Genomic DNA, 19,477 nt, shown 5'->3' with positions numbered 1-19,477 from the left:
GGTGAACCGATATGAGTGACCTCCTGGAGCGGCTGCGCGGGCGCGGCTGGCGCCTCACCTCCCAGCGGCGTGTCGTGGCCGAGGTCCTGGACGGCGAGCACGTGCACCTGACCGCCGACGAGGTGCACGCCCGGGCCGCCGAGCGCCTCCCGGAGATCTCCCGGGCGACGGTCTACAACACGCTCGGCGAACTGGTCACCCTGGGTGAGGTCGTCGAGGTCGCCACCGACGGGCGCGCCAAGCGCTACGACCCGAACGCGCACCACCCGCACCAGCACCTGGTCTGCACGGGCTGCGGCGCCATCCGCGACGTCCACCCGCAGGGCGACCCGCTGGCCGACCTGCCGGCCGAGCAGCGCTTCGGGTTCGTCGTGGCGCAGGCGGAGGTCACCTACCGGGGGCTGTGCCCGGACTGCGCGGGCTGACCGCTCCGGCGGCCGGCCGTCTGCCCTGCCCGTACCCGCTGGCCGTACCCGCTGCCCGTACCCGCTGGCCCGCCGTGCAGCGATCGGGGGCCGGGATCGCTTAGGGTCGACCAATGGCGAAGTACTTCGACGTGCATCCAGAGTCCCCCCAGCCGCGCACCATCGGCTCCGTGGCCGCCGGCCTCCGCTCCGGGGACCTCATCGCGTACCCGACCGACTCCTGTTTCGCCCTGGGCTGCCAGCTGGACAACCGCGACGGCCTCGAACGGATCCGGTCGATCCGGCGCCTCGACGACCGCCACCACTTCACCCTCATGTGCATGGACTTCGCCCAACTGGGCCAGTTCGTCCACATCGACAACAACGTCTTCCGCGCGATCAAGGCCGCGACGCCGGGCAGCTACACCTTCATCCTCCCCGCCACCAAGGAGGTGCCGCGCCGCCTGCTACACCCGAAGAAGAAGACGGTCGGCGTCAGGATCCCCGACCACGTCGTCACCAGGGCCCTGCTCGCCGAGCTCGGCGAGCCCCTGGTCTCCAGCACCCTGCTCCTCCCCGGCGAGGACGAGCCGATGACCCAGGGCTGGGAGATCAAGGAGCGGCTCGACCACCAACTGGACGCCGTGCTGGACTCCGGCGACTGCGGCACGGTGCCGACGACGGTCGTCGACTTCTCCAGCGGCGAGGCGGAGATCACCCGGCGCGGGGCCGGCGACCCCGAGCGCTTCGAGTGACGCACCGGGCACACCGGGCACATCCGGAGGGCGGTCTCAACCCCACTGGACCCACAGTGACTTGAGCCCGTTCTGGAAGTTGGAGACCAGCCGCCGCGGCGGCCGCCCCGGCACGAGCCGGAGCCCCGGCAGCCGCTCGACCAGGCAGCGCAGCGCCGACCTCAGCTGCAGGCGGGCGAGTTGGGCACCGAGGCAGAAGTGCGGGCCGTACCCGAAGCTCACGTGGTCGTTCGGGCTACGGGTGGCGTCGAAGCGGTCCGGGTCGGGGAACACCGCCCCGTCCCGGTTCGCGGAGGCGTGGTAGACCACCACCTTGTCCCCCCGCCGGATAGCCCGTCCGCCCAGCTCCACGTCCCGCGTCGCGGTGCGGCGGAAGCCTTCGGGGACATCCACGGTCCGGGTGGCGCCGTCGGCGGCGAGGCTCGCCCTCCGCCTCGCCGGACACACTGCCATCGCCGCTGGCGTCCGCCACCACGCGCGCAACGCCACCCGTACCCTGGCCATCCTCGGTATCGCATGATCGAACCGGGGACGCACACTGAACGACGACGCCCCTGGGGCCGGGCGCCGACTGGTGCTACTTGCTGGTGCGGATTTCCAGGAGCATGAAATCGCGGCCCTGCGCATCCGCGGTCTCGCCGACAGCCGTCCAGGAGTTCTTGTCGACCGGGAAGGTCTTTTCCTCGGTGCCGGTGGTCATCGCGACCTGCGCGGCGTAATCGTTTCCCTTCACTCCGAAGACCGCAGGGATTTCGAGGCTCAGGTAGCCCTTGTCCCCAGTGACCCGGAAGCAGACCTTCTCGTTCTTGTGGGAGAAGACCTCCATCAATTCAGGTGCGCCCGTGCAGGGAGCGAGGAGGATGTGGCCGTCTCCTCTCTTGAGCTTGATCTTCTGCTCCGCGAGGATTCCGTCGGCATTCGGGTAGGCGAAGTCTTCAACCGCGTACCCGGGGCCTTCATCGGCAACCACCTGCGTCGCGAGCTTATCGGGGCCGCGTTCGCCAGTCGCTCCTCCAGCAACTGCAATCCAGGTCAGAGCGCCTGCACTCAGAGCTGTGACAGTGATCCGCAGAATGGTGCTACGTACCTTCATTTTCGTCCCAGGTGTCGATTCGGTGCATGTGAACGCGCATGAGTGCGCGATGGGAAAGAGAGGCGCGCAGATTTATGGGGTGCGCCTCGGCCAGGTCATAAGGATTCTGCCGGAACGGGAGTGTAGCGACATCATGCCCTGACTGGCGAGCTCCTGAATAGAAGCAGCCAGATGCCGCCAAGCCAAGCGGATATACCGGAACATAGTCGTGCAAACTCCATATTTGGAACGCGACGTGTGCCACTCCGTCGAATGGTTGTGGCAGTTTTGCGAAAATCTGAGGACCAGATCCAGCCATCTTCCGACCGGGACGTCACCTGGGCTCCAGCCAAGGTTTTAACGACGTGTTCGCTTACATAGGGTCAGGCCACCGCCACTCCGACGATACGTCCCGGGCGGGATTCGGCCTCACCCTCGAGGATTCGCAATCAGAGAGGTCCTTCTGTGCAGCAGACTTTTTGGAGCCGGCGCCGTTTCGCCACCGCCCTCGCGGCGAGCGCAGCCGCCGTCTCCACTCCCTGGCTGTTCACCACACCCGCACGAGCAGCCCCCGGCGCCGGCACGGCCGACCCCGCCGGTGACGCCCTGTCCCTTCCGGACACGGACCGCGCCCAGGTCGTCAAGGCCTGGATCCTGGGCGGCCGTTCGGTCAGGGAGGCGGCCTCCTACGCGCTGAGCGGCACTGACCAGGAGATCACCACGTTCCTCACCGAGCAGCTGCCGAAGGCGACGCGGATCGACAACCGTGTCACCGCCTTCACCTACCTCGGCTTCGGAGGCAGGAGCATCCGCAGGGACGTCACCGCCGCCCTCAACGACGGTGACGACGCGATATCGGCCTTCATCAAGGACGGATTCCGCTCCTCGGTCACCGAGGACATGCGGGTCTCGACCCTCTCGGTGATGGCCAACGGCGGAAAGAGCGTCAAGCGCGACGGCAACACCGCGCTCAGCGCCGGAACGGACCAGGCGCTGGAGCAGTTCCTGCTCACCACTCAGTACAGTGCCAGGCTGGAGGACATGCGGGTCGAGATCATCCGCAGCCTCGCTACAGCCGGCCCGGAGCTCAAGAAGTACGCGAACCGGGCCCTGAGCGGGACCGCGGACGACGTGCAGTGGTACCTCGACACCGGCCAGCACATCGCGCGGGCCCGTGACCAGGAAGCAGCCAACATCGGGCAGCTGGTCGCCATCGTCGAGCGTGAGAGCGCACGCGCACGGGAGCAGACCGACCTGGCCGTCGAGGCCTCGGCACGTGCGACGACGGCCGCGGGCAAGGCCAAGGAAAAGGCCGAGACCGCCGCGCTCGAAGCCGAGAAGGCGCGGGACGACGGCCGTCTGGCCGCCGACGCGGCCCGCTCGGCCGCCACCGCCGCCAGCGGCGCCGCGTCCGCCGCCGGGATCGCCATCAATGCCTCCAACGCCGCCATCCAGGCAGCGCAGCGGGCGTCCTGGGCAGCCACCGCGGCCTCGCAAGCGGCAACCGCCGCCGGCTCGGCGGCCACGCGCGCCTACAACGCCGCGATCGCCGCGTCGAAGGACGAGAAGAAGACCGAAGAGGCGAAGAACGCCGCGGTCGCCGCACGCGACGCCGCCGCGAAGGCCTACAACGCGGCCAAGGCGGCCGATGACGCGGCCCTCGCTTCGGACCAGTCCGCCGACGCCGGCCTGGCGGCCGCCGACGCCGCACGCGACGCCGCCGCCGCCGCGAAGGCCTCCGCCCAGGCTGCGAACGCCTCCGGTGCCGCCCAGAACGAGGCGGCCGAAGCCAAGCGCCAGGCCGAGATCGCCTCCTCCGCGGCCAACCAGGCGACCAACGCCGCCTCCACCGCCCGGGCACTCGCCTCCACCGCCGCCCAAGCCGCGCGCACTGCCCATGTCGCGGCCAAATCGGCCGCCGAACACGCCGAGAAGGCCGCCGACGCCGCAGAGGAAGCCGTCAAGTACGCCGGCCAGGCCATCGACTTCGCCAACAGGTCCACCGCCTACGCCGACGAGGCGGTCAAGGCGGCCAACCTCGCGACCCAGGCGATCGCGGACGCGATCGAGGTCGAGAAGAACGCCCGCGCCGCCGAGGCCGCCGCACTGGAGACCGACAGACTGCAAGGTATGAAGGAGGCGGCCCAACTCACCCTGCTGGACCAGAGCGAACGCGCGGCCGCCCTGCACAAGCGCACCCAGGCGCAGCGGACCGCCCAGGCCACCAAGGACCTCATCGCCCGGGCGGAGCAGGCCCTCAGGAACAACGACCTCGCCGCTGCCGCCACCCTCGGCCGACAGGCGGCGACCGCGTTCCTGGATTCCGCGGGCACCTGGAGCCGTCAGGCCGCCCGCTTCGCACTCGCCGGATCCGAGTACGACGTCTACTCCTGGATCGACCTGGACCGCGAGCTCGCCGCCTCCCAGGACGATCGCGAGACCATCCTCTTCATCGCCCAGGTCTCCGAGCCGGCCGTCGCGAGGGCGGCGGTCCAAGCCCTTGCCGGCGGCATCCCCGCGGAAGGCGACTTCAACACCAGCGGCGTCATCAAGTCACGGGCCGAGGACAACAGGGTCAACATCCTCAAGATCCTCAACGAGAGGCCCGGCAAGGCCGTGGTCCAGGCCGCCAACGACGCCCTCAACGCCAACACACCGGAAGCCCTCCAGAAGTTCTTCGACGAGGACCTGACCAACGCCATCAGGGAGGACGACGCCGTCTCCACCATGAAGGTGATCGCCTCCGGCAACGCCTACTCCAAGGCGTACGCCCAGGTCGCCATGGAAGGCCCGGCCTGGATGCGCCGGCGCTTCGTGGATTTCGTCCAGCACCGAGCCGCCCAGCTCGACTACGACTCCCTCAGCCACGCCGCCGCCATGCAAGCGACCATCGCGGCGGCAGCCAAGATCGCCCAGGAGGCGCAGAAGGACGCGGCACTCGCTTCCAAGGTCGCGGCCGAAGCCCGAGATGCGGGGGTCAAGGCCCAGGAGTGGGCCCAGAAAGCACTGGACTCGGCCACGTTGGCCGACGGCTACGCCACCCAGGCCCGCCAGTACGCGAGCGCGGCGGACAAATCCGCCGCCGACGCCCAGGCTTCGGCGGACAAGGCCAAGGACGCCGCCAACACCGCTCAGGGTGCCTCCCGCGCGGCGAACAACTCCGCCAACATCGCCGTCGACGCGGCCCGCAGCGCGCTGGCCTCCTCCTACAGCGCCGCAGCCTCCGCCGCCAGTGCCCACCAGGCCGAGCTCAACGCCGGCCGGGACGCCAAGACCGCTGCCACCGCAGCCGCCGAAGCACGCCAGACCGCGGCCGACAAGCGCACGGCAGAGGTGCAGGAAGCCGCGCGCGTCGCCGCCGAGCAGGCGCAGAGGGACCGCGATGCGAACCGCAATCCCTCCAACACGGCGACCAACGACACGGTCAACCCCAAGGGAACCCAACCCGGCAAGGACGGATCCCAGCCCGGCCAGGACGAATCGCCGAGCAACGCCAAATGGTGGGCTGACACCGCCGACAAGGTGAGCTCGGCCGCAGGACTCCTGGCGGTGGGTTTCGGCGTCGCCTGCGTGTTCTGGCCTGCCGCGCCCGTCCTCGGCAGCATCGCCGCGGTCTGCCTCGGCGTCTCCGTCGTCGCCTCTGGAATCAGCGCGATCGCCTCGGGATTCGAATACGGCTTCGGCAGCAGCCAATTCGCCATGGCCGCCGGGCGCACGGCGCTGCAACTCGTCACCCGTGGCGGCGGAAAGGCCGTCTCCACCGTGGCCAAGCCGGTCGTCAGGACGGTGGAGAAGCTCGCCGACGCCGGCTCCAAGCTCGTCGGCGCCTTCTTCTGACAGGTCCGCCACCGCCTTCCGCTCACCTCCCAGGCGTCGGCTGATCGGCTCGTCCGGCACGGCAGCGTCTCCGGCCGACCCGGGATGAAGTGCCCGCATCCAGCCGCAGCTCACTGATACTCACCCGCTGCCCCCACGGCACGGGCGCCGAGGGAAGTGAGAGCAGGCTCAACCAGTACCGAAACCGTGCCGGACGGTCAGTGACGGATAGCTCCCAAGGCGATTCCCGTAGCCGCACCCGCCGACCCGAACGACGGACGGCGGTGCGGCTCACCTCGTCACGCAGCCCACCACATGGCGCTTGGAACGATCCCCAGCCGAGAGAAGACATGATCTCATCACGCACAAGACGAATACTTCCCGGGCTCCTTCTCGTTTTCAGCCTCACCGCGACCGGCACCGCCGTCGCCGACCAGCACACCCCGTCGGCGCACGTGCCCACGGCGTCCGGCCTCAAGGTGGGCACGGTCGACCCCAGCGGTCCGGACCGCGTTCCCACCCCCGCCAAGACCCGGCCCTTCACGGCGACTTCCGAGGAGAACTGTGAGCCCACGCGCACAGGCTCCAGCGAGCGCGGGGCGGGAGCCGTGCAGGCCTGTGTCACCATGAGCGTCGCGCCGCCGACGCCGGCCGAGCGGCGGTCTCTCGCCGCTGCTCAGCCGACCGCGCTGGCCGCCGCCGACGACGCCACCTGTGCGACGACGACCCCCGGCAACTGGAGCTACGGCCGCTTCGGCTACTGCGTGAACGGCCTGAACGTGCTGTACACGCTCAAGGACGGCAACGGCAAGGAGCTCGGCACCGGCACCCTGACCGTCGCGACCAGTGCCCTCCTGCCCGCCGCGCGCACGACGTGGGACGAGGACATCACGGTGGCCATGACCGGCGCGACCGGGGCGGTCACGTCCCTCAGCGCGAAGTTCAGGGCCGAATGCTCGGCCGGCTGCAAGGTCACCAAGCCCGCCCCCTGGTTCGGCGGGGACCTGGTCAAGGGCCAGTCCGTCAGCGGCAACGTGTCCTACTCCTCCGCCCCCGCCGCCGGAACGTCCGTCGACTTCACGACGTCGTACAAGCTGTACGTGACCTCACCCGGCGCCCAGGCCGTCGACCCGAACGCCTCCTGGAGCAATCCGGAGAAGATCCGGTGCGACGACGACGTCCGGGACACCAGCAGCTCCACCAGCAAGCCCGTTGCCGGCTGCGCCGTCCCCAGCGTCATGCCCATCGTCCGGATGAGCACGTCGACCGAGGGAGCCGCGGCGGCCGGATACCAGTGGGCCCAGAACAACCTCTCCGACGGCTGGGGCCGCAACAAGCCACTGACCCGCGCGAAGAGCGGCATGGCCGACCGCACGAGCCGCACCTGCGAGGGCTCGCAACCCTTCGAGGCCCTACCGGACCTCGTCACCGACGACACCTGTGACGACTTCCCCTTCGGGGCCAGCCATGAAGGGGGAACCGACGGCGCCCAGTGCGCCGAGATCATCCCCAACCCCAGCACCGGAACATGGGACGTCTACCCGCTGCGGAGCGTGACGGGCAGCATGCCGTGCGTGCGCGCCCACGTTCCGGTCGCGGACAGCCAGTCCGCCCGGACGCGGCTCTCCGAGGGCTTCGCCAACCAGCGTGTGGTGGAGGGCGAGCGGTTCGGTCTGGAGGTCACCGGCTCGACCGCCCCGCCTCGGGCCGCCTGCCTTCAGACTCGGCCGACAGGGTCGCTCCCGAATGGCGACGGGTGGAACAGCAACACCACCGAACCGGTCGCGCAGCGCAACAAGGACACCAACCCGCCCGGCCCGGCCGGTACCCGGCCGACCAAGGCCGAAGCCTGTCTGGGGAAGAATCCGGGCAAGGGCACCGCAGCGTCGGGTGACATCACCGGCTGGGAGGACGCACAGGAATTCGCCCGCCCCCTGGCCTCTCCCGGCACCAAGGCTCCGTACGGACTCGCCCGGTGCCACCTGATCGCCAACATCGTCGGCGGAAAGGGCCAAATAAAGGACGGCGGGCAGGACAACCTCGTCCCCTGCTGGCAGTCGGGCATGAACACGGGAACCCCCAGCATGCGGACCTACGAGTACAAGGCTCAGGAACTGGTGAAGGACGCCAACTTCGGGGAGAACGACGCCATCTTCTACGAGGTCACGCCCCACTACGGTGACATCACCAGCACGATCCCCGACGGCGTCACGATGAGCGCGACCGTCCAGCGGGCGGACGGAACGTCGCAGCCGCTGTTCCCCGACGTCTACATCCCCAACACCAAGGGCAATACTGGGTTGTACAACCTCGGCAACTAAATCCGACCGACCAGTGCCATCGGGAGCCAGAATGAGTCGTACCACCCCACCGCGGCCGCTCGACGTCACCGCGCTGTTCCCTCGGCTGGCCCCCCTGGCACGCACGGCGACCCGGTTGCACCCGCACCCCGGATCACCGTCACCGCATGACAGTTCCGTCGGCGGGCCGCTGCTGTGGCCCGCCGACGAGCCCTGGCCGCACTGCGAGGGCCCGCACGTGTGGGACCAGGTCAACACGATCCTCTCACCGCAGGACGTACGGCAGCAGCGCAGCATCCGGGCGGCCGTGGCGAGCCGCCCGAAGGGCATTCCCGAGATGGTCCGGTTCACGCCCGAAGAGCGCGCGATCGACAGCCTGATCAAAGCCGGCCGCCCGTGGCCCGACGGCCCCGTCCCCATGCTTCCCGTCGCCCAGCTGTACACGCGTGACATCCCCCGGCTGCGCCCGCCCGGCACGGCCGAGGCCGATGTGCTCCAGGTGTTGTGGTGCCCCTTCGACCACCCGGAGCACCCCAGGACCGCACTGTTCTGGCGGTCCGCCGCGGCGGTCACCCCAGTTCTCACCGCACATCCCGAGCCGCCTGCGGTCCAGTTCCCCGGCTATGTGCCGCAGCCGTGCCTGCTCTCGCCGGAGGACGTCACCGACTACCCCAACCCCCTGGAGCTGGACGAGGAGGTGCAGCAGCAACTGGCGGAGTGGAGTGCCTGGCAGGCGGCCGGGCCCGCGGTGGACAGCTCCTACGCCATCGCCCCGCAGGAGTTCTACCTGAACAAGCTGTCCCACGCTCCCGGCTGGAAGGTCGGTGGCTGGACCCGTTGGGGCCTGACCGACCCCACCCCCCGCGACTGCGACGCGTGCGGCACCGAGATGGACCCGCTGCTGACCATCTCCTCGGCCGAATGGGATCCCAGCACCGAGAGCTGGATCCCCTACGAGGACCAGTCCCGCTCCACGCAGTCCCTCACCGATCCCGAACCGTGGAACCCGACCATGCTCGACCTCGCCCGCGGCTACGACCTGCAACTCCACGTCTGCCCGGTGTCCCCGGACCATCCGCACCTCGAACTGATCCAGTAGACGCCGAGGAGCCGCGCGGCCTGCGCCGGGTCAAGACCGAAGTGGGCGGGGGTCAGTAGCGACGGCGGCGGGCGGGTGGTTGTTACCCCGAAGAGCGTGCGGCCCAGGGCCGGGGTTGCCTAAAGCTTGTTGCGGAAGTCCGGGTGTGGGCAGGTCGGTGTGTGGTCTGGCCTGATGGTTCATGCGGTTCGGGCGAGGTTGTACATGTGGGCGACGGCCTGCACCGCGTGGTGCGGGCCGTCGCCTTTCTGTCGGCGGTCTCGGAGGATCTTGTAGTTGAACACCCGGGACGGCACCGGCGCCCCCGCCCAGCGGGTCGGCGCGGGCGGCGTGGTCAGCCTCCAGGTCACCGGCGTCAAGGGCGTCCCGGCGACCGGCGTCACCGCCGTCGTCATGAACGTCACCGCCGTCAACCCGACCGGCTCCGGCCACATCATCGTCTACCCCGACGGCCGGCCCCTGCCGAATGTCTCCAACCTCAACTACGAAGCCGGAAAGATCGTCGCCAACCTGGTGACGGTCCCGGTCGTCAACGGCAAGGTCGACCTGCGCAACAGCGCGGGCGACGTCGACCTGATCGCCGACGTCACCGGCTACTACGGCGACTCCGGCTCGACCTACTCCCCCACCACCCCCGTCCGGCTGCTGGACACCCGCAACGGTGTCGGCGCCCGAGCCGGAGCGGTGAGCGGCGGCGGCGTCGTCAGCATGCGGGTGACGGGCCTGGAGGGCGTGCCGGCCACCGGCGTCACCGCCGTGGTCCTCAACGTCACGGTCACCGAGCCGACGGCGGACGGCCACCTGATCGTCTACCCGCACGGCACCGACCGCCCCGGCGTGTCGAACCTCAACTTCACGGCCGGGCAGACCAGGGCCAACCTGGTCGTCGTCCCGGTCGTGGACGGCCGGGTGACGTTCTTCAACAACTGGGGTGACACCCACGTGATCGCCGACCTGAGCGGCTACTTCACGGCCTGACCCCGTCCCGCCCGTCACGAACGCTGCCGTGCCGCCCGATCCCCGGGCGGCACGGCAGCGCCGTTTCCGGCTCCCATAATGGAGGCCGGTTCAGCGGGTCGGCGGTGGGGGCAAGCAGGTGCAGGGCTGGCAGGTCAGGAACGGGATCGACGGCAGCACCACTGTGCACGGCGGCGTGCAGCAGGCCGGGGAGATGACCTTCCACCAGTACGCGGCGCCGGCCGCCCCGGTGGAGTGGCCGGTGGTGATCGGGCGGATTCCGCCGAAGGCGACCGCCTTCCAGCCCCGGGAGCAGCTGCGGGAGGCGATCGACGAGGCGCGCGGGCAGTACGGGACGGTCGTGCTCAGCCAGGTCCTGGCGGGCGGCGGGGGCGTCGGGAAATCCCAACTCGCGGCGCACTACGCGCGCGAGGCCGTCGAGGCGGGCACGGACCTGGTCCTGTGGGCCGACGCCGCCGAGCCCTCCGCCGTCACCGAGCTGTACGCCCGGGCCGCGATGGCGGTCCAGGCGCCCGGGACGAGCAGCGATGCGGCCGAGCAGGACGCCGAGCGCTTCCTGGCCTGGCTCGCCGCCACCGAGCGCGGCTGGCTGATCGTTCTCGACAACACCACCGAGCACACCCCCGAGGAGCTGTGGCCCGTCACCAGCCGGGGTGGCCAGGGGCGGGTCATCGCGACCACCCGCCACCGGGGCGCGGCCAGTACAGGCGGCGACCGGGCGCTGGTGGACGTCAGCACCTACTCCCCCGCCGAGTCGGCCGCCTACCTGGGCGAACGACTGGAACGCGCGAAATGCGCCCGCTTCCTCGACGAACACGCGGCCGAGCTCGCCGAGGAACTGGGCCACCTGCCACTCGCGCTGGCCCACGCCGCCGCCTATATGGTCAACACCCGCCGCAGTTGCGGCCGTTACCTCGAACTCTTCCGCGACCGCTCACGCAGCCTGGACACGGTCCTACCAGCCCGCACCGGCGTCGACGGCTACCGGGGACCGGTGACGGCGGCGCTGCTGCTGGCCCTGGACGCGGCACAGCAGGAGGAGCCGGTCGGGCTCGCCGGGCCGGCCCTCCAGTTGGCGGCACTGCTCGACCCGGCCGGGCACCCGCAGGGGCTGTGGAGCACCGAGGAGGTGCTGGAGCATCTCGGCAGCGTTCGCGGCACGCCCGTCACGGCCGACGACGCGCTGGACGCGCTCGCCGTACTGCACAACTACAGCCTCGTCACGCTCACGGAGACCGCCGACCGGGAGGTGACCCTGCACGCGCTCACCGCCCGGGCTGCTCTGGACATCGGTCCGGATGTGCCGGAAGCGTGGCTCGCGGCTGCCGATGCCCTCGCCGAACTGTGGCCGAGTGCGGATTACAGCGCGCAGGGCTTGGCCGCGACACTCCGGGCCAACACCGGCGTGCTTGCCGGGCACCGCACCTCCGACCTGATTCGACCGTCGCGGGGAATTCACCAGCTCTTGTTCTACTGCGGGATCAGCCTCATCGAGGCGGGCCTCTACACCGCCAGCATCCGGTACTGGAGCAGCCTTGCCGCAGCGAGCGAGCGGGTTCTCGGCATCGACCATCCGGACACCCTCACCGCCCGCAACAACCTCGCCGCCGCCTACTCGGACGCCGGGCACACAGACGAGGCCATGCGGCTCCAGGAGGAGGTCCTCGAAGACCGCCGGCGTGTCCTCGGCGACGACCATCCCGACACCCTCACGACCCGCAACAACCTCGCCGTCACCTACCGGGGTGCCGGACGTACCGACGACGCCGTCAGCCTCTTGGAACAGGTCCTCGAAGACCGCCGACGCGTCCTCGGCGACGACCATCCGGACACCCTCACCGCCCGCCACAACCTCGCCGTCACCGAGTCGGAGACCGGGCGGATCGACGACGCCGTCGTCCTCCTGGAGCAGGTCCTCGAGGACCGCCGGCGCGTCCTCGACGCAGACCACCCCGACACCCTCCTGACCTGCAACAACCTTGCCGTCATGTACTGGGAGGCCGGACTCCGGGACCGATCGCTGGAGATGCTCCGCCAGGCAGTGGCTGATCTGGACCGCGTCCTCGGACCGGACCATCCGGACACCGCACTGGCCACGGAGAACCTTCGTGACCTGACCCAAGGACCTCAGCCCGACGCCGCCCACGACAGCAGCACCCGCAGCCCGTCGTCCGAGGCCGAGCCCGGGTCGGCGGTGTAGGTGACCAGCGCCTGTCCGGAGTCGTCGGCGGGCCGCAGCGTGTCGTAGGCGAGGTCGAGCGTCCCGGCGAGGGGGTGGCGGAAGGACTTCCGGCCGGAGGTCTTGTCGGCGACCGGGTGGTCGGCCCACATCTGGCGGAACTCCTCGCTGCCGAGGCAGAGTCGGCCGACCAGTTCGGCGAGCAGGGGGTCGTCGGGGCGGCGGCCGGCTTCGAGGTGGAGGAAGGCGACGTTCTCGCGTGCGCAGCCCGCCCAGTCGGCGTAGAGCTCGCGGGAGGCGGGGTCGAGGAAGGTGATGCGGGCGATGTTGCGGTCCTCGACGGGCAGGGCGCCGTAGTCGCCGAACAGGGCGACGGCGGCGCGGTTCCAGGCCAGGATGTCCATCCGGTGGCCCATCACCACGGCGGGGGTGTGGTGGAGCTGTTCCAGCAGGTGCAGCAGGGAGGGGCGCGGCTGCTGGCGGACGGCGGGGCGGCGGCGCGGCCTGGGCGTGGGACGGGCGAGGCGGTGGAGGTGGCCGGACTCGTCGGGGGCGAGGCGCAGGGCGCGGGCGACGGCGTCGAGGACGGCGTCGGACGGGTTGCCGACGCGGCCCTGTTCGAGGCGGGTGTAGTAGTCGACGCTGACGCCGGCGAGGTGGGCGAGTTCCTCGCGGCGCAGTCCGGCGACGCGGCGGCGGCCGCCGTAGTCGGGGAGGTCGACGTCCTCGGGGCGCAGGCCGGCTCGGCGGGTGCGGAGGAATTCGCTCAGGGCGCTGCTCGGGTTCACGTCATGGATTCTCACCCGGACGGGTGCCGCCGTGCCTGGTCCTGCCAGGACCAGGCACGAAGAGGCACTCAGCCGGTCAGCGACGGGAAGGCCGGGACGAGCCCGCCGTCGATCACGACGTCCTGACCGGTGATGTATGAGGAGCGCTCGGAGAGCAGGAAGGCGACCGTCTCCGCGACGTCCTCGGCGGTGCCCAGCCGGCCGAGCGGGACGTGGCGGCGGATCGGCTCGTGGTCGGCCGGGTCGGGGACGGCCGCGTGGAACATCTCGGTGACGATGTAGCCGGGGCTGACCGAGTTGACCCGGATGCCGCGCCCGGCGAGTTCGCTCGCGAGGGTGCGGGCGAGGCTGAGGACGGCGGCCTTGCTGGCGGCGTAGACGGCGGCGCCGGGCAGGCCGCGGTGCGGGGTCCAGGAGGCGTTGAGGACGACCGATCCGCCGCCGGCGGCGTCCAGCAGCGGCAGGGCGTGCTGGACGGTGAAGAACACGCCCTTGAGGTTGGTGGCGACGATCCGGTCGAACTCGGCCTCCGCCACCTCGCCGACCGGTTGGAAGCCGGCCACGCCCGCGTTGGCGAAGACCCCGTCGAGGCGGCCGTACCGCTCACCCACGGTGTCGGCCAGCCGGGCGAGGTCGGCGGGTACGGAGGCGTCGGCGCGGACGGTGAGCAGCCGGTCGCCGGCGTCGAGGCGGGCCGCGGCGCGGGCGAGCCGGTCCTCGTCGCGGCCGGTGATGACGACCCGGGCGCCGGTGCCGAGGAGGTGGCGGGCGGTGGCGAAGCCCATGCCGCTGGTGCCGCCGGTGACGAGGACGGCGGGGGTGGTGGCGTCGGAGGAGATGTTGTTCATGGCGTCCACCCTCGTGACCGGCGCCGGGCCGGCACCAGGCCCGGTCCGACCGTGGGTCCCGGAGGACCACCCTCCGAAAGACACCTCTGGAGAACGGCTCCGGAAAACCGCCCTCCCGACCGGGAATCGGAGCGATCACCGGGTGGTTGGGCCAAGGCGACGGTCCACTACGGCACTCGCGAAGAAGGACTTCCCATGAAGATCGGCATCATCGGCGCGGGCAACATCGGCGGCAACCTGACGCGGCGGCTGACCGCGCTGGGGCATGAGGTGGCGGTGGCGAACTCCCGCGGCCCGGAGACGCTCAAGGCACTGGTCGACGAGACCGGGGCGACGGCGGTGACGGTCCCCGAGGCCGCCCGCGGGGCACAGGTGGTGGTGGTGACGGTGCCGCTGAAGAACGTGCCGGACCTGCCCGCCGGGCTGCTGGACGGCGCCGCCGAGGGCGTCGCGGTGATCGACACCGGCAACTACTACCCGAAGGAGCGCGACGGCCGGATCGACGCGATCGAGGACGGCGGGCTCACCGAGAGCCGGTGGACGGAGCAGCACATCGGGCACCGGGTGGTGAAGGTGTTCAACGGCACCTACGCCCAGGACCTGCTGGAGCGTCCGCGCCCGGCGGGCGACCCGGAGCGGTTGGCCGTGCCGGTCGCCTCGGACGACGAGGCGGCCAAGCGGGTGGTCCGGGCGCTGGTCGACGAGTTGGGCTTCGACACCGTGGACGCGGGCGGCATCGACGAGTCCTGGCGCCAGCAGCCGGCCACCCCGGTGTACGGGCTGCGCGCCGGTGTCGAGGCGGTCACCCGGGCGCTCGCGGAGGCGTCTCCGGAGCGCCCGGCGGCCCACAAGGCCTGACCCCGCCGAAGGAGGCGGAGCCGGCAGCTCAGTGGAGCCGGCGCGCCCCCTCCGCCGGGACGGCGGTGAGGGTGCGCGGCTCCGCGTACCCGGCCGCGCGGAACGCGGCGGTGACCTCGGCGGCGACGTGTCCGGCCGCGTCCGCGTCCACCAGGGCGATGACCGAGCCGCCGAAGCCGCCGCCGGTCATCCGCGCGCCGTGGGCGCCGGCGGCCACGGCGGCCTCGACGGCGAGGTCGGTCTCCGGGCAGGAGACCCGGTAGTCGTCGCGCAGCGAGGCGTGTCCGGCGGTGAGGATCGGGCCGAGCGCGGCGGGGTCGCCGGCGTCCAGAAGGGCGACGGCGGCCTCCACCCGGGCGTTCTCGGTGACCACGTGCCGCACCAACGGAACCAGCTCCGAGGGGAGTTGGGCGAGCGCGTCGGCCAGCCCGGACGGCTGGAGCGAGCGCAGCGCGGACAGCCCGAGCAGGGCGGCGGCCCGTTCGCAGCCGGCCCGCAGCGCGGCGTAGGCGCCGTCGCCGAGGTCGTGCTTCACCCGGGTGTCCAGGACCAGCAGGGCCAGGCCCGCGCCCGCCAGGTCGACGGGCACCTGACGCATCATCAGATCCCGGCTGTCCAGGAACAGCGCGGCCCCGGGGCGGCAGCACATCGAGGCCATCTGGTCCATGATCCCGCAGGGCACGCCGACGAAGGCGTTCTCGGCCCGCTGTGCGAGCACCGCCAGCTCGGCGGCCGAAAGGCCCAGCCCGTACAGGTCGTTGTAGGCGGCGGCGACGACGCACTCCAGCGCGGCGGAGGAGGACAGCCCGGCGCCGCTGGGCACGTCGCTGTCCAGCCGGAGGTCCGCCCCGCCGACCGGGTGCCCGGCCTCGCGCAGCGCCCAGACCACCCCGGCCGGGTAGCCGGCCCAGCCGGGCACGGAGCCCGGCGCGAGGTCGTCGACCCTGAGCGCGACGAGTTCCCTCCCCTGGGCGGACCAGAGCCGCAGCAATCCGTCCCCGCTGCGGGCGGCCTGGGCGCGGACGGTCTGCGGCAGGGCGATCGGGAGGACGAACCCGAGGTTGTAGTCGGTGTGTTCGCCGATCAGGTTCACCCGGCCGGGGGCGGCCCACTCCCCCTCGGACGGACGGCCGTACAGCTGCGCGAAGTCGTTCATGCGGTGGCCTCCCGCAGCCGGCGGGCCGCGTGCTCGGGGGTGACGTCGTTGACGAAGGCGTCCATGCCGGATTCCACCCCGGCCAGGTACTTGAGCTTGTCGGCGGTGCGGCGGATGGTGAACAGCTCCAGGTGCAGGGCGAGTTCGTCCCGCTGATCGGCGGGGGCCTGGTGCCAGGCGGAGATGTACGGGGTGCGGCCGGTGCCGAAGAGCCGGTCGAAGCGGCGCAGCAACTCCAGGTAGAGGGTGGGGAATTCGTCCCGCTGGTCGGCGTCCAGCGCGGTCAGGTCGGGCACCCGGCGGTGCGGGTACAGGTGCACCTCGTACGGCCAGCGGGCGGCGAAGGGGACGAAGGCCGTCCAGTGCGTCCCGGCGAGGACGACGCGCTCGCCGTGGGCGCGTTCGGCGGCGAGCAGGTCGTCGAAGAGGTTGCGGCCGGCAGTGGCGCGGTGCTCGGCGGCGCGTGCGGCCATCCGGGCGGTGCGCGGCGCGGTGAAGGGCAGGGCGTAGATCTGGCCGTGCGGGTGGGCGAGGGTGACGCCGATCTCGGCGCCCCGGTTCTCGAAGCAGTAGACCTGCCGCACGCCGGGCAGGGCGGAGAGTTCGGCGGTGCGGTCGGTCCAGGCGTCCAGGACCAGCCGGGCCCGCTCGGGGGTGAGGTCGGCGAAGGAGGCCTCGTGGTCGGCGGTGAAGCAGACCACCTCGCAGCGCCCGGCGCCGGGGCCGCTGGTCCACAGGCCCTCGGCGGCCCGGACGGGCTCCGCGGGCGGGCCGGCCAGCGAGGGGAAGCGGTTCTCGAAGACGGCCACCTGGTAGTCCGCGGCCGGGATCTCGCTGTGCCGCCCGTCCCGGGACGGGCAGAGCGGGCACTCCTCGGGCGGCGGCTGGTAGGTGCGCGCCTGGCGGTGGGCCGCGATGGTGACCCAGTCGCCGGTGGCCGGGTCGAGCCGGACCTCGGAGCCGGGGGCCTGCGGGTCGAGCGGCCGCTCGTCCACGGCGTCGCGGCGGGCGGCCGTGCCGCCGTCGCAGGTCGTGCCACCACCGCAGGCCGTACCGCCGTCACAGGCGGCGTCGCAGGCCGCGCCGCTGTCGTAGTAGATCAGTTGCCGACCGTCCGCGAGGGTGGTCACGGTCCTGACGGTGGGCTGGGTCAGGGACGTCCCGGGCATGGCCCTTCTTCCTCTGAGCTCTGAGTGGAACACCGGAATCAACAGAAAGCTACAATCTCAAACATTATCCACCAGGGCCACGCACCGGACGTGGTCGAAGGAGGCCTCCCGATGGCTGACAGCGCCCAACCGCTCGCCGGACAGCGCCGCGTGCTGATCCTGGAGCAGATCCGCGCGCGCGGCGGGGTCCGGGTCACCGAACTGGTCCGCGACCTCGGGGTCTCGGACATGACGGTCCGGCGCGACCTGGACGCGCTGGCCCGCCGCGGCCTGGTGCACAAGGTGCACGGCGGCGCGGTCCGGGTCGAGGCGCCGGCCACCGGCGAGCCCGGGTTCGAGGCCAAGGCGCACTGGGAGCTGCCCGCCAAGGAGGCGATCGCCCGGGCCGCCGCCGCGCTCGTACCGCCGGGCTCGGCGGTCGGGCTGGCCGGCGGGACGACCACCTACGCGGTCGCCCGGCGGCTGCGCTCGGTCGAGGGCCTCACCGTGGTGACCAACTCGCTGCGGATCGCCGAGCTGCTGGAACAGCCCGCCGAGGACGGCACCCCGTCCACCGCCACGGTGATCCGCACCGGCGGTGTGCGGACCCCCTCGGACGCGCTGGTCGGGCCGGTGGCCGACCAGGCGATCCGCTCCCTGCACGTCAACCTGCTGGTCCTGGGCTGCCACGGCCTCTCCCCCGAGGCCGGGCTGACCACCCCGAACCTGGCCGAGGCGGAGACCAACCGCGCCTTCCTCCGCTCGGCCCGCCGGGTGGTCGTGGTGGCCGACCACACCAAGTGGAACGCGGTCGGCCTGGCCTCCTTCGCCGACCTGGACCAGCTGGACGTCCTGGTCACCGACGACGCCCTGCCCGCCGAGCAGCGGGCGGCCGCCGCCGGACTGGTCGGCGAGCTGATCGTGGCCGCGACGGCGGACCACACGGGCCGAACCGGCTGACGGATCCGAAGGATTCAGCCGGGCCGGCCCGAACTCCCCCGCACCACCAGCTCGGTGGGCAGTTCCAGCCCTTCCCCCGCCGCCGCCTCCCCGCGCACCTGGTCCAGCAGCCGGCCGACCAGCGCCGTGGCGATCGCCCGCAGCGGCAGCCGGACCGAGGTCAGCGCGGGGTGGAGGTGGCGGCAGAGCGGCGTGTCGTGGAACCCGGTGACGGCCACCCCGCCGGGCCCGACCACCAGCCCCTCCGCCCGGACCGCCTCGTACACGTCCAGCGCCAGCAGGTCGCTGCCGGCCGCGAAGGCCGTGGGCCGGTCGGGCCCGCGCAGCAGCGCCCGTACGGAGGCCACCACGGAACCCGCGGCCGCCGTACCGGAACTCCCCGCCCCGGAAGCCCCCACCGCCACCGCGGACAGGCCCAACCGGCGTGCCTCGGCCAGGAATCCGGCCCGCCGCGCCGCCATCCAGGGCAGCTCCTCGGCGGCCCCGAGGTAGCCGATCCGGCGGTGGCCGAGCGCCGCGAGGTGCCGCACCACCTCGGCCATCGCCGCCTCGTTGCCAATGTCCACCCAGCGCTGGGGCTCGCCGGGCCCGGTCCGGCCGAAGCTGGCGAACGGGACGCCGAGCCGGGCCGCGTGGGCGATCCGGACGTCCTCGTGCAGGACGTCCGCCAGCACCAGTCCGTCCACCTGACGGGCCGCCACCAGTTCGTCGATGGCGGCCACCGGGTCGGCCGCGCCCTGCCCCGGCCGGAACAGCAGCACCCGCTGCCCCGCCGCCCCGGCCGCGTCGACCAGGGCCTCCAGGAAGCCGGCCATCAGCGGGTTGGGGTCGAGCGGGTCGTCCACCGGGGCGAGGTAGCCGAGGGTGCGCCGGGCGCCGCTGCGCAGCGAGCGGGCCGACTGGTCGGGCTGGTACCCGAGTTCGCGGATCGCCGCGTTCACCCGGTCCAGCGTCTCCGGGCGGACCCGCCGCGGCGCGTTGAGCGCGTTGGAGACGGTCTGCCGGGAGACCCCGGCCGCCCGGGCGACCTCCTCGATCGTGGTGGCGCCGCGGCGCGGCCGGTGCGGTCCCTCGGGCATGCGGTTCTCCAGACGTGGTCGGGTGCGCGGAGCGGGC

The 19,477-nt window shown here is 71.9% G+C and carries 16 protein-coding genes and 1 pseudogene; 9 read left to right on the top strand and 8 right to left on the bottom strand.

Translation table 11 applies throughout. The features are described from left to right. The first annotated feature begins 11 nt into the window (after positions 1 to 11). Both AMK13_RS14970 and AMK13_RS14965 read left to right on the top strand, forming a co-directional pair. Positions 12 to 425 carry a Fur family transcriptional regulator gene (locus AMK13_RS14970; RefSeq protein WP_049650746.1) on the top strand — a complete coding sequence of 138 codons (414 nt, stop codon included), beginning with the start codon at positions 12 to 14 and terminating at the stop codon, positions 423 to 425. 113 nt (positions 426 to 538) lie between these two features. Continuing rightward, positions 539 to 1,159, top strand: a complete 621-nt coding sequence (locus AMK13_RS14965) for an L-threonylcarbamoyladenylate synthase (RefSeq protein ID WP_049650747.1) — start codon at positions 539 to 541, stop codon at positions 1,157 to 1,159. Positions 1,160 to 1,195: 36 nt separating this feature from the next. Here the strand turns inward: AMK13_RS14965 and AMK13_RS44810 are convergent, their stop codons facing one another. Together AMK13_RS44810 and AMK13_RS14955 are read right to left on the bottom strand one after the other, a co-directional pair. Continuing rightward, positions 1,196 to 1,552 (bottom strand): cytochrome P450, encoded by a 357-nt coding sequence (locus tag AMK13_RS44810; RefSeq protein WP_380718504.1) that lies wholly within the window; start codon positions 1,550 to 1,552, stop codon positions 1,196 to 1,198. 184 nt (positions 1,553 to 1,736) lie between these two features. Then, complete coding sequence (locus AMK13_RS14955) at positions 1,737 to 2,252, bottom strand: hypothetical protein (protein ID WP_074002539.1); 516 nt, start codon at positions 2,250 to 2,252, stop codon at positions 1,737 to 1,739. 444 nt (positions 2,253 to 2,696) lie between these two features. Here AMK13_RS14955 and AMK13_RS14950 point away from each other — a divergent pair, with 444 nt between their 5' ends. From AMK13_RS14950 to AMK13_RS14940, 3 genes are all read left to right on the top strand, one after another. After that, entirely contained in the window at positions 2,697 to 6,068 is a 3,372-nt protein-coding gene (locus tag AMK13_RS14950) for a hypothetical protein (RefSeq protein ID WP_074002538.1), read from the top strand. Between the two features lie 605 nt (positions 6,069 to 6,673). Next, the gene (locus AMK13_RS14945) at positions 6,674 to 8,368 is read left to right on the top strand and encodes a DNA/RNA non-specific endonuclease (protein WP_074002537.1); all 1,695 of its coding nucleotides are present in this window, start codon (positions 6,674 to 6,676) and stop codon (positions 8,366 to 8,368) included. Between the two features lie 31 nt (positions 8,369 to 8,399). Further along, positions 8,400 to 9,446, top strand: a complete 1,047-nt coding sequence (locus AMK13_RS14940; protein WP_074002536.1) for a hypothetical protein — start codon at positions 8,400 to 8,402, stop codon at positions 9,444 to 9,446. A gap of 179 nt (positions 9,447 to 9,625) precedes the next feature. On the opposite strand, the pseudogene AMK13_RS44805 reads toward AMK13_RS14940, so the two are convergent. Continuing rightward, positions 9,626 to 9,736 (bottom strand): annotated as a pseudogene (locus tag AMK13_RS44805) (IS5/IS1182 family transposase); the annotation flags it as partial. Here AMK13_RS44805 and AMK13_RS44800 point away from each other — a divergent pair. Together AMK13_RS44800 and AMK13_RS14925 are read left to right on the top strand one after the other, a co-directional pair. Beyond that, positions 9,723 to 10,424: a hypothetical protein gene (locus AMK13_RS44800; protein WP_074002535.1), complete on the top strand. Its 702-nt coding sequence runs from the start codon at positions 9,723 to 9,725 to the stop codon at positions 10,422 to 10,424. The pseudogene AMK13_RS44805 and the gene AMK13_RS44800 sit on opposite strands and share 14 nt — an antisense overlap. A 118-nt stretch (positions 10,425 to 10,542) precedes the next feature. Further along, on the top strand, positions 10,543 to 12,624 hold the full coding sequence (locus AMK13_RS14925) for a tetratricopeptide repeat protein (protein WP_074002534.1): 2,082 nt from the start codon (positions 10,543 to 10,545) through the stop codon (positions 12,622 to 12,624). Here AMK13_RS14925 and AMK13_RS14920 read toward each other — a convergent pair. Continuing rightward, positions 12,552 to 13,391, bottom strand: a complete 840-nt coding sequence (locus tag AMK13_RS14920; RefSeq protein WP_241852881.1) for a helix-turn-helix domain-containing protein — start codon at positions 13,389 to 13,391, stop codon at positions 12,552 to 12,554. The genes AMK13_RS14925 and AMK13_RS14920 overlap by 73 nt on opposite strands. 68 nt (positions 13,392 to 13,459) lie before the next feature. Next, positions 13,460 to 14,239 (bottom strand): SDR family NAD(P)-dependent oxidoreductase, encoded by a 780-nt coding sequence (locus AMK13_RS14915; protein ID WP_074002532.1) that lies wholly within the window; start codon positions 14,237 to 14,239, stop codon positions 13,460 to 13,462. A 195-nt stretch (positions 14,240 to 14,434) separates the two neighbouring features. On the opposite strand from AMK13_RS14915, the gene AMK13_RS14910 reads away from it, so the two are divergent. Continuing rightward, the gene (locus AMK13_RS14910; RefSeq protein ID WP_049650753.1) at positions 14,435 to 15,097 is read left to right on the top strand and encodes an NADPH-dependent F420 reductase; all 663 of its coding nucleotides are present in this window, start codon (positions 14,435 to 14,437) and stop codon (positions 15,095 to 15,097) included. Between the two features lie 28 nt (positions 15,098 to 15,125). Here the strand turns inward: AMK13_RS14910 and galK are convergent, their stop codons facing one another. Beyond that, on the bottom strand, positions 15,126 to 16,253 hold the full coding sequence (gene galK, locus AMK13_RS14905) for a galactokinase (protein WP_074002531.1): 1,128 nt from the start codon (positions 16,251 to 16,253) through the stop codon (positions 15,126 to 15,128). Then, complete coding sequence (gene galT, locus AMK13_RS14900; protein WP_049650754.1) at positions 16,250 to 17,422, bottom strand: galactose-1-phosphate uridylyltransferase; 1,173 nt, start codon at positions 17,420 to 17,422, stop codon at positions 16,250 to 16,252. Before galT ends, galK begins: the two co-directional genes overlap by 4 nt. Positions 17,423 to 17,533: 111 nt before the next feature. Here galT and AMK13_RS14895 point away from each other — a divergent pair, with 111 nt between their 5' ends. Beyond that, complete coding sequence (locus AMK13_RS14895) at positions 17,534 to 18,361, top strand: DeoR/GlpR family DNA-binding transcription regulator (RefSeq protein WP_074002530.1); 828 nt, start codon at positions 17,534 to 17,536, stop codon at positions 18,359 to 18,361. Between the two features lie 14 nt (positions 18,362 to 18,375). Here the strand turns inward: AMK13_RS14895 and AMK13_RS14890 are convergent, their stop codons facing one another. After that, on the bottom strand, positions 18,376 to 19,440 hold the full coding sequence (locus AMK13_RS14890) for a LacI family DNA-binding transcriptional regulator (protein ID WP_074002529.1): 1,065 nt from the start codon (positions 19,438 to 19,440) through the stop codon (positions 18,376 to 18,378). Between the last annotated feature and the right edge of the window lie 37 nt (positions 19,441 to 19,477).

This window comes from Streptomyces sp. CB02056 (assembly GCF_001905545.1).
Taxonomy (GTDB): Bacteria; Actinomycetota; Actinomycetes; order Streptomycetales; family Streptomycetaceae; genus Kitasatospora.
Note: the sequence above shows the minus strand (reverse complement) of the source record. Positions and strands in the feature narration are given on the sequence as shown.

What these genes read in the sequence shown, in the direction of transcription:
- AMK13_RS14970 (WP_049650746.1), top strand. Translation starts at nt 12, where the DNA reads ATGAGTGACCTCCTGGAGCGGCTGCGCGGGCGCGGCTGGCGCCTCACC.
- AMK13_RS14965 (WP_049650747.1), top strand. Translation starts at nt 539, where the DNA reads ATGGCGAAGTACTTCGACGTGCATCCAGAGTCCCCCCAGCCGCGCACC.
- AMK13_RS14955 (WP_074002539.1), bottom strand. Translation starts at nt 2,252, where the DNA reads ATGAAGGTACGTAGCACCATTCTGCGGATCACTGTCACAGCTCTGAGT.
- AMK13_RS14945 (WP_074002537.1), top strand. Translation starts at nt 6,674, where the DNA reads ATGAGCGTCGCGCCGCCGACGCCGGCCGAGCGGCGGTCTCTCGCCGCT.
- AMK13_RS14940 (WP_074002536.1), top strand. Translation starts at nt 8,400, where the DNA reads ATGAGTCGTACCACCCCACCGCGGCCGCTCGACGTCACCGCGCTGTTC.
- AMK13_RS14915 (WP_074002532.1), bottom strand. Translation starts at nt 14,239, where the DNA reads ATGAACAACATCTCCTCCGACGCCACCACCCCCGCCGTCCTCGTCACC.
- AMK13_RS14910 (WP_049650753.1), top strand. Translation starts at nt 14,435, where the DNA reads ATGAAGATCGGCATCATCGGCGCGGGCAACATCGGCGGCAACCTGACG.
- galK (WP_074002531.1), bottom strand. Translation starts at nt 16,253, where the DNA reads ATGAACGACTTCGCGCAGCTGTACGGCCGTCCGTCCGAGGGGGAGTGG.
- galT (WP_049650754.1), bottom strand. Translation starts at nt 17,422, where the DNA reads ATGCCCGGGACGTCCCTGACCCAGCCCACCGTCAGGACCGTGACCACC.
- AMK13_RS14895 (WP_074002530.1), top strand. Translation starts at nt 17,534, where the DNA reads ATGGCTGACAGCGCCCAACCGCTCGCCGGACAGCGCCGCGTGCTGATC.
- AMK13_RS14890 (WP_074002529.1), bottom strand. Translation starts at nt 19,440, where the DNA reads ATGCCCGAGGGACCGCACCGGCCGCGCCGCGGCGCCACCACGATCGAG.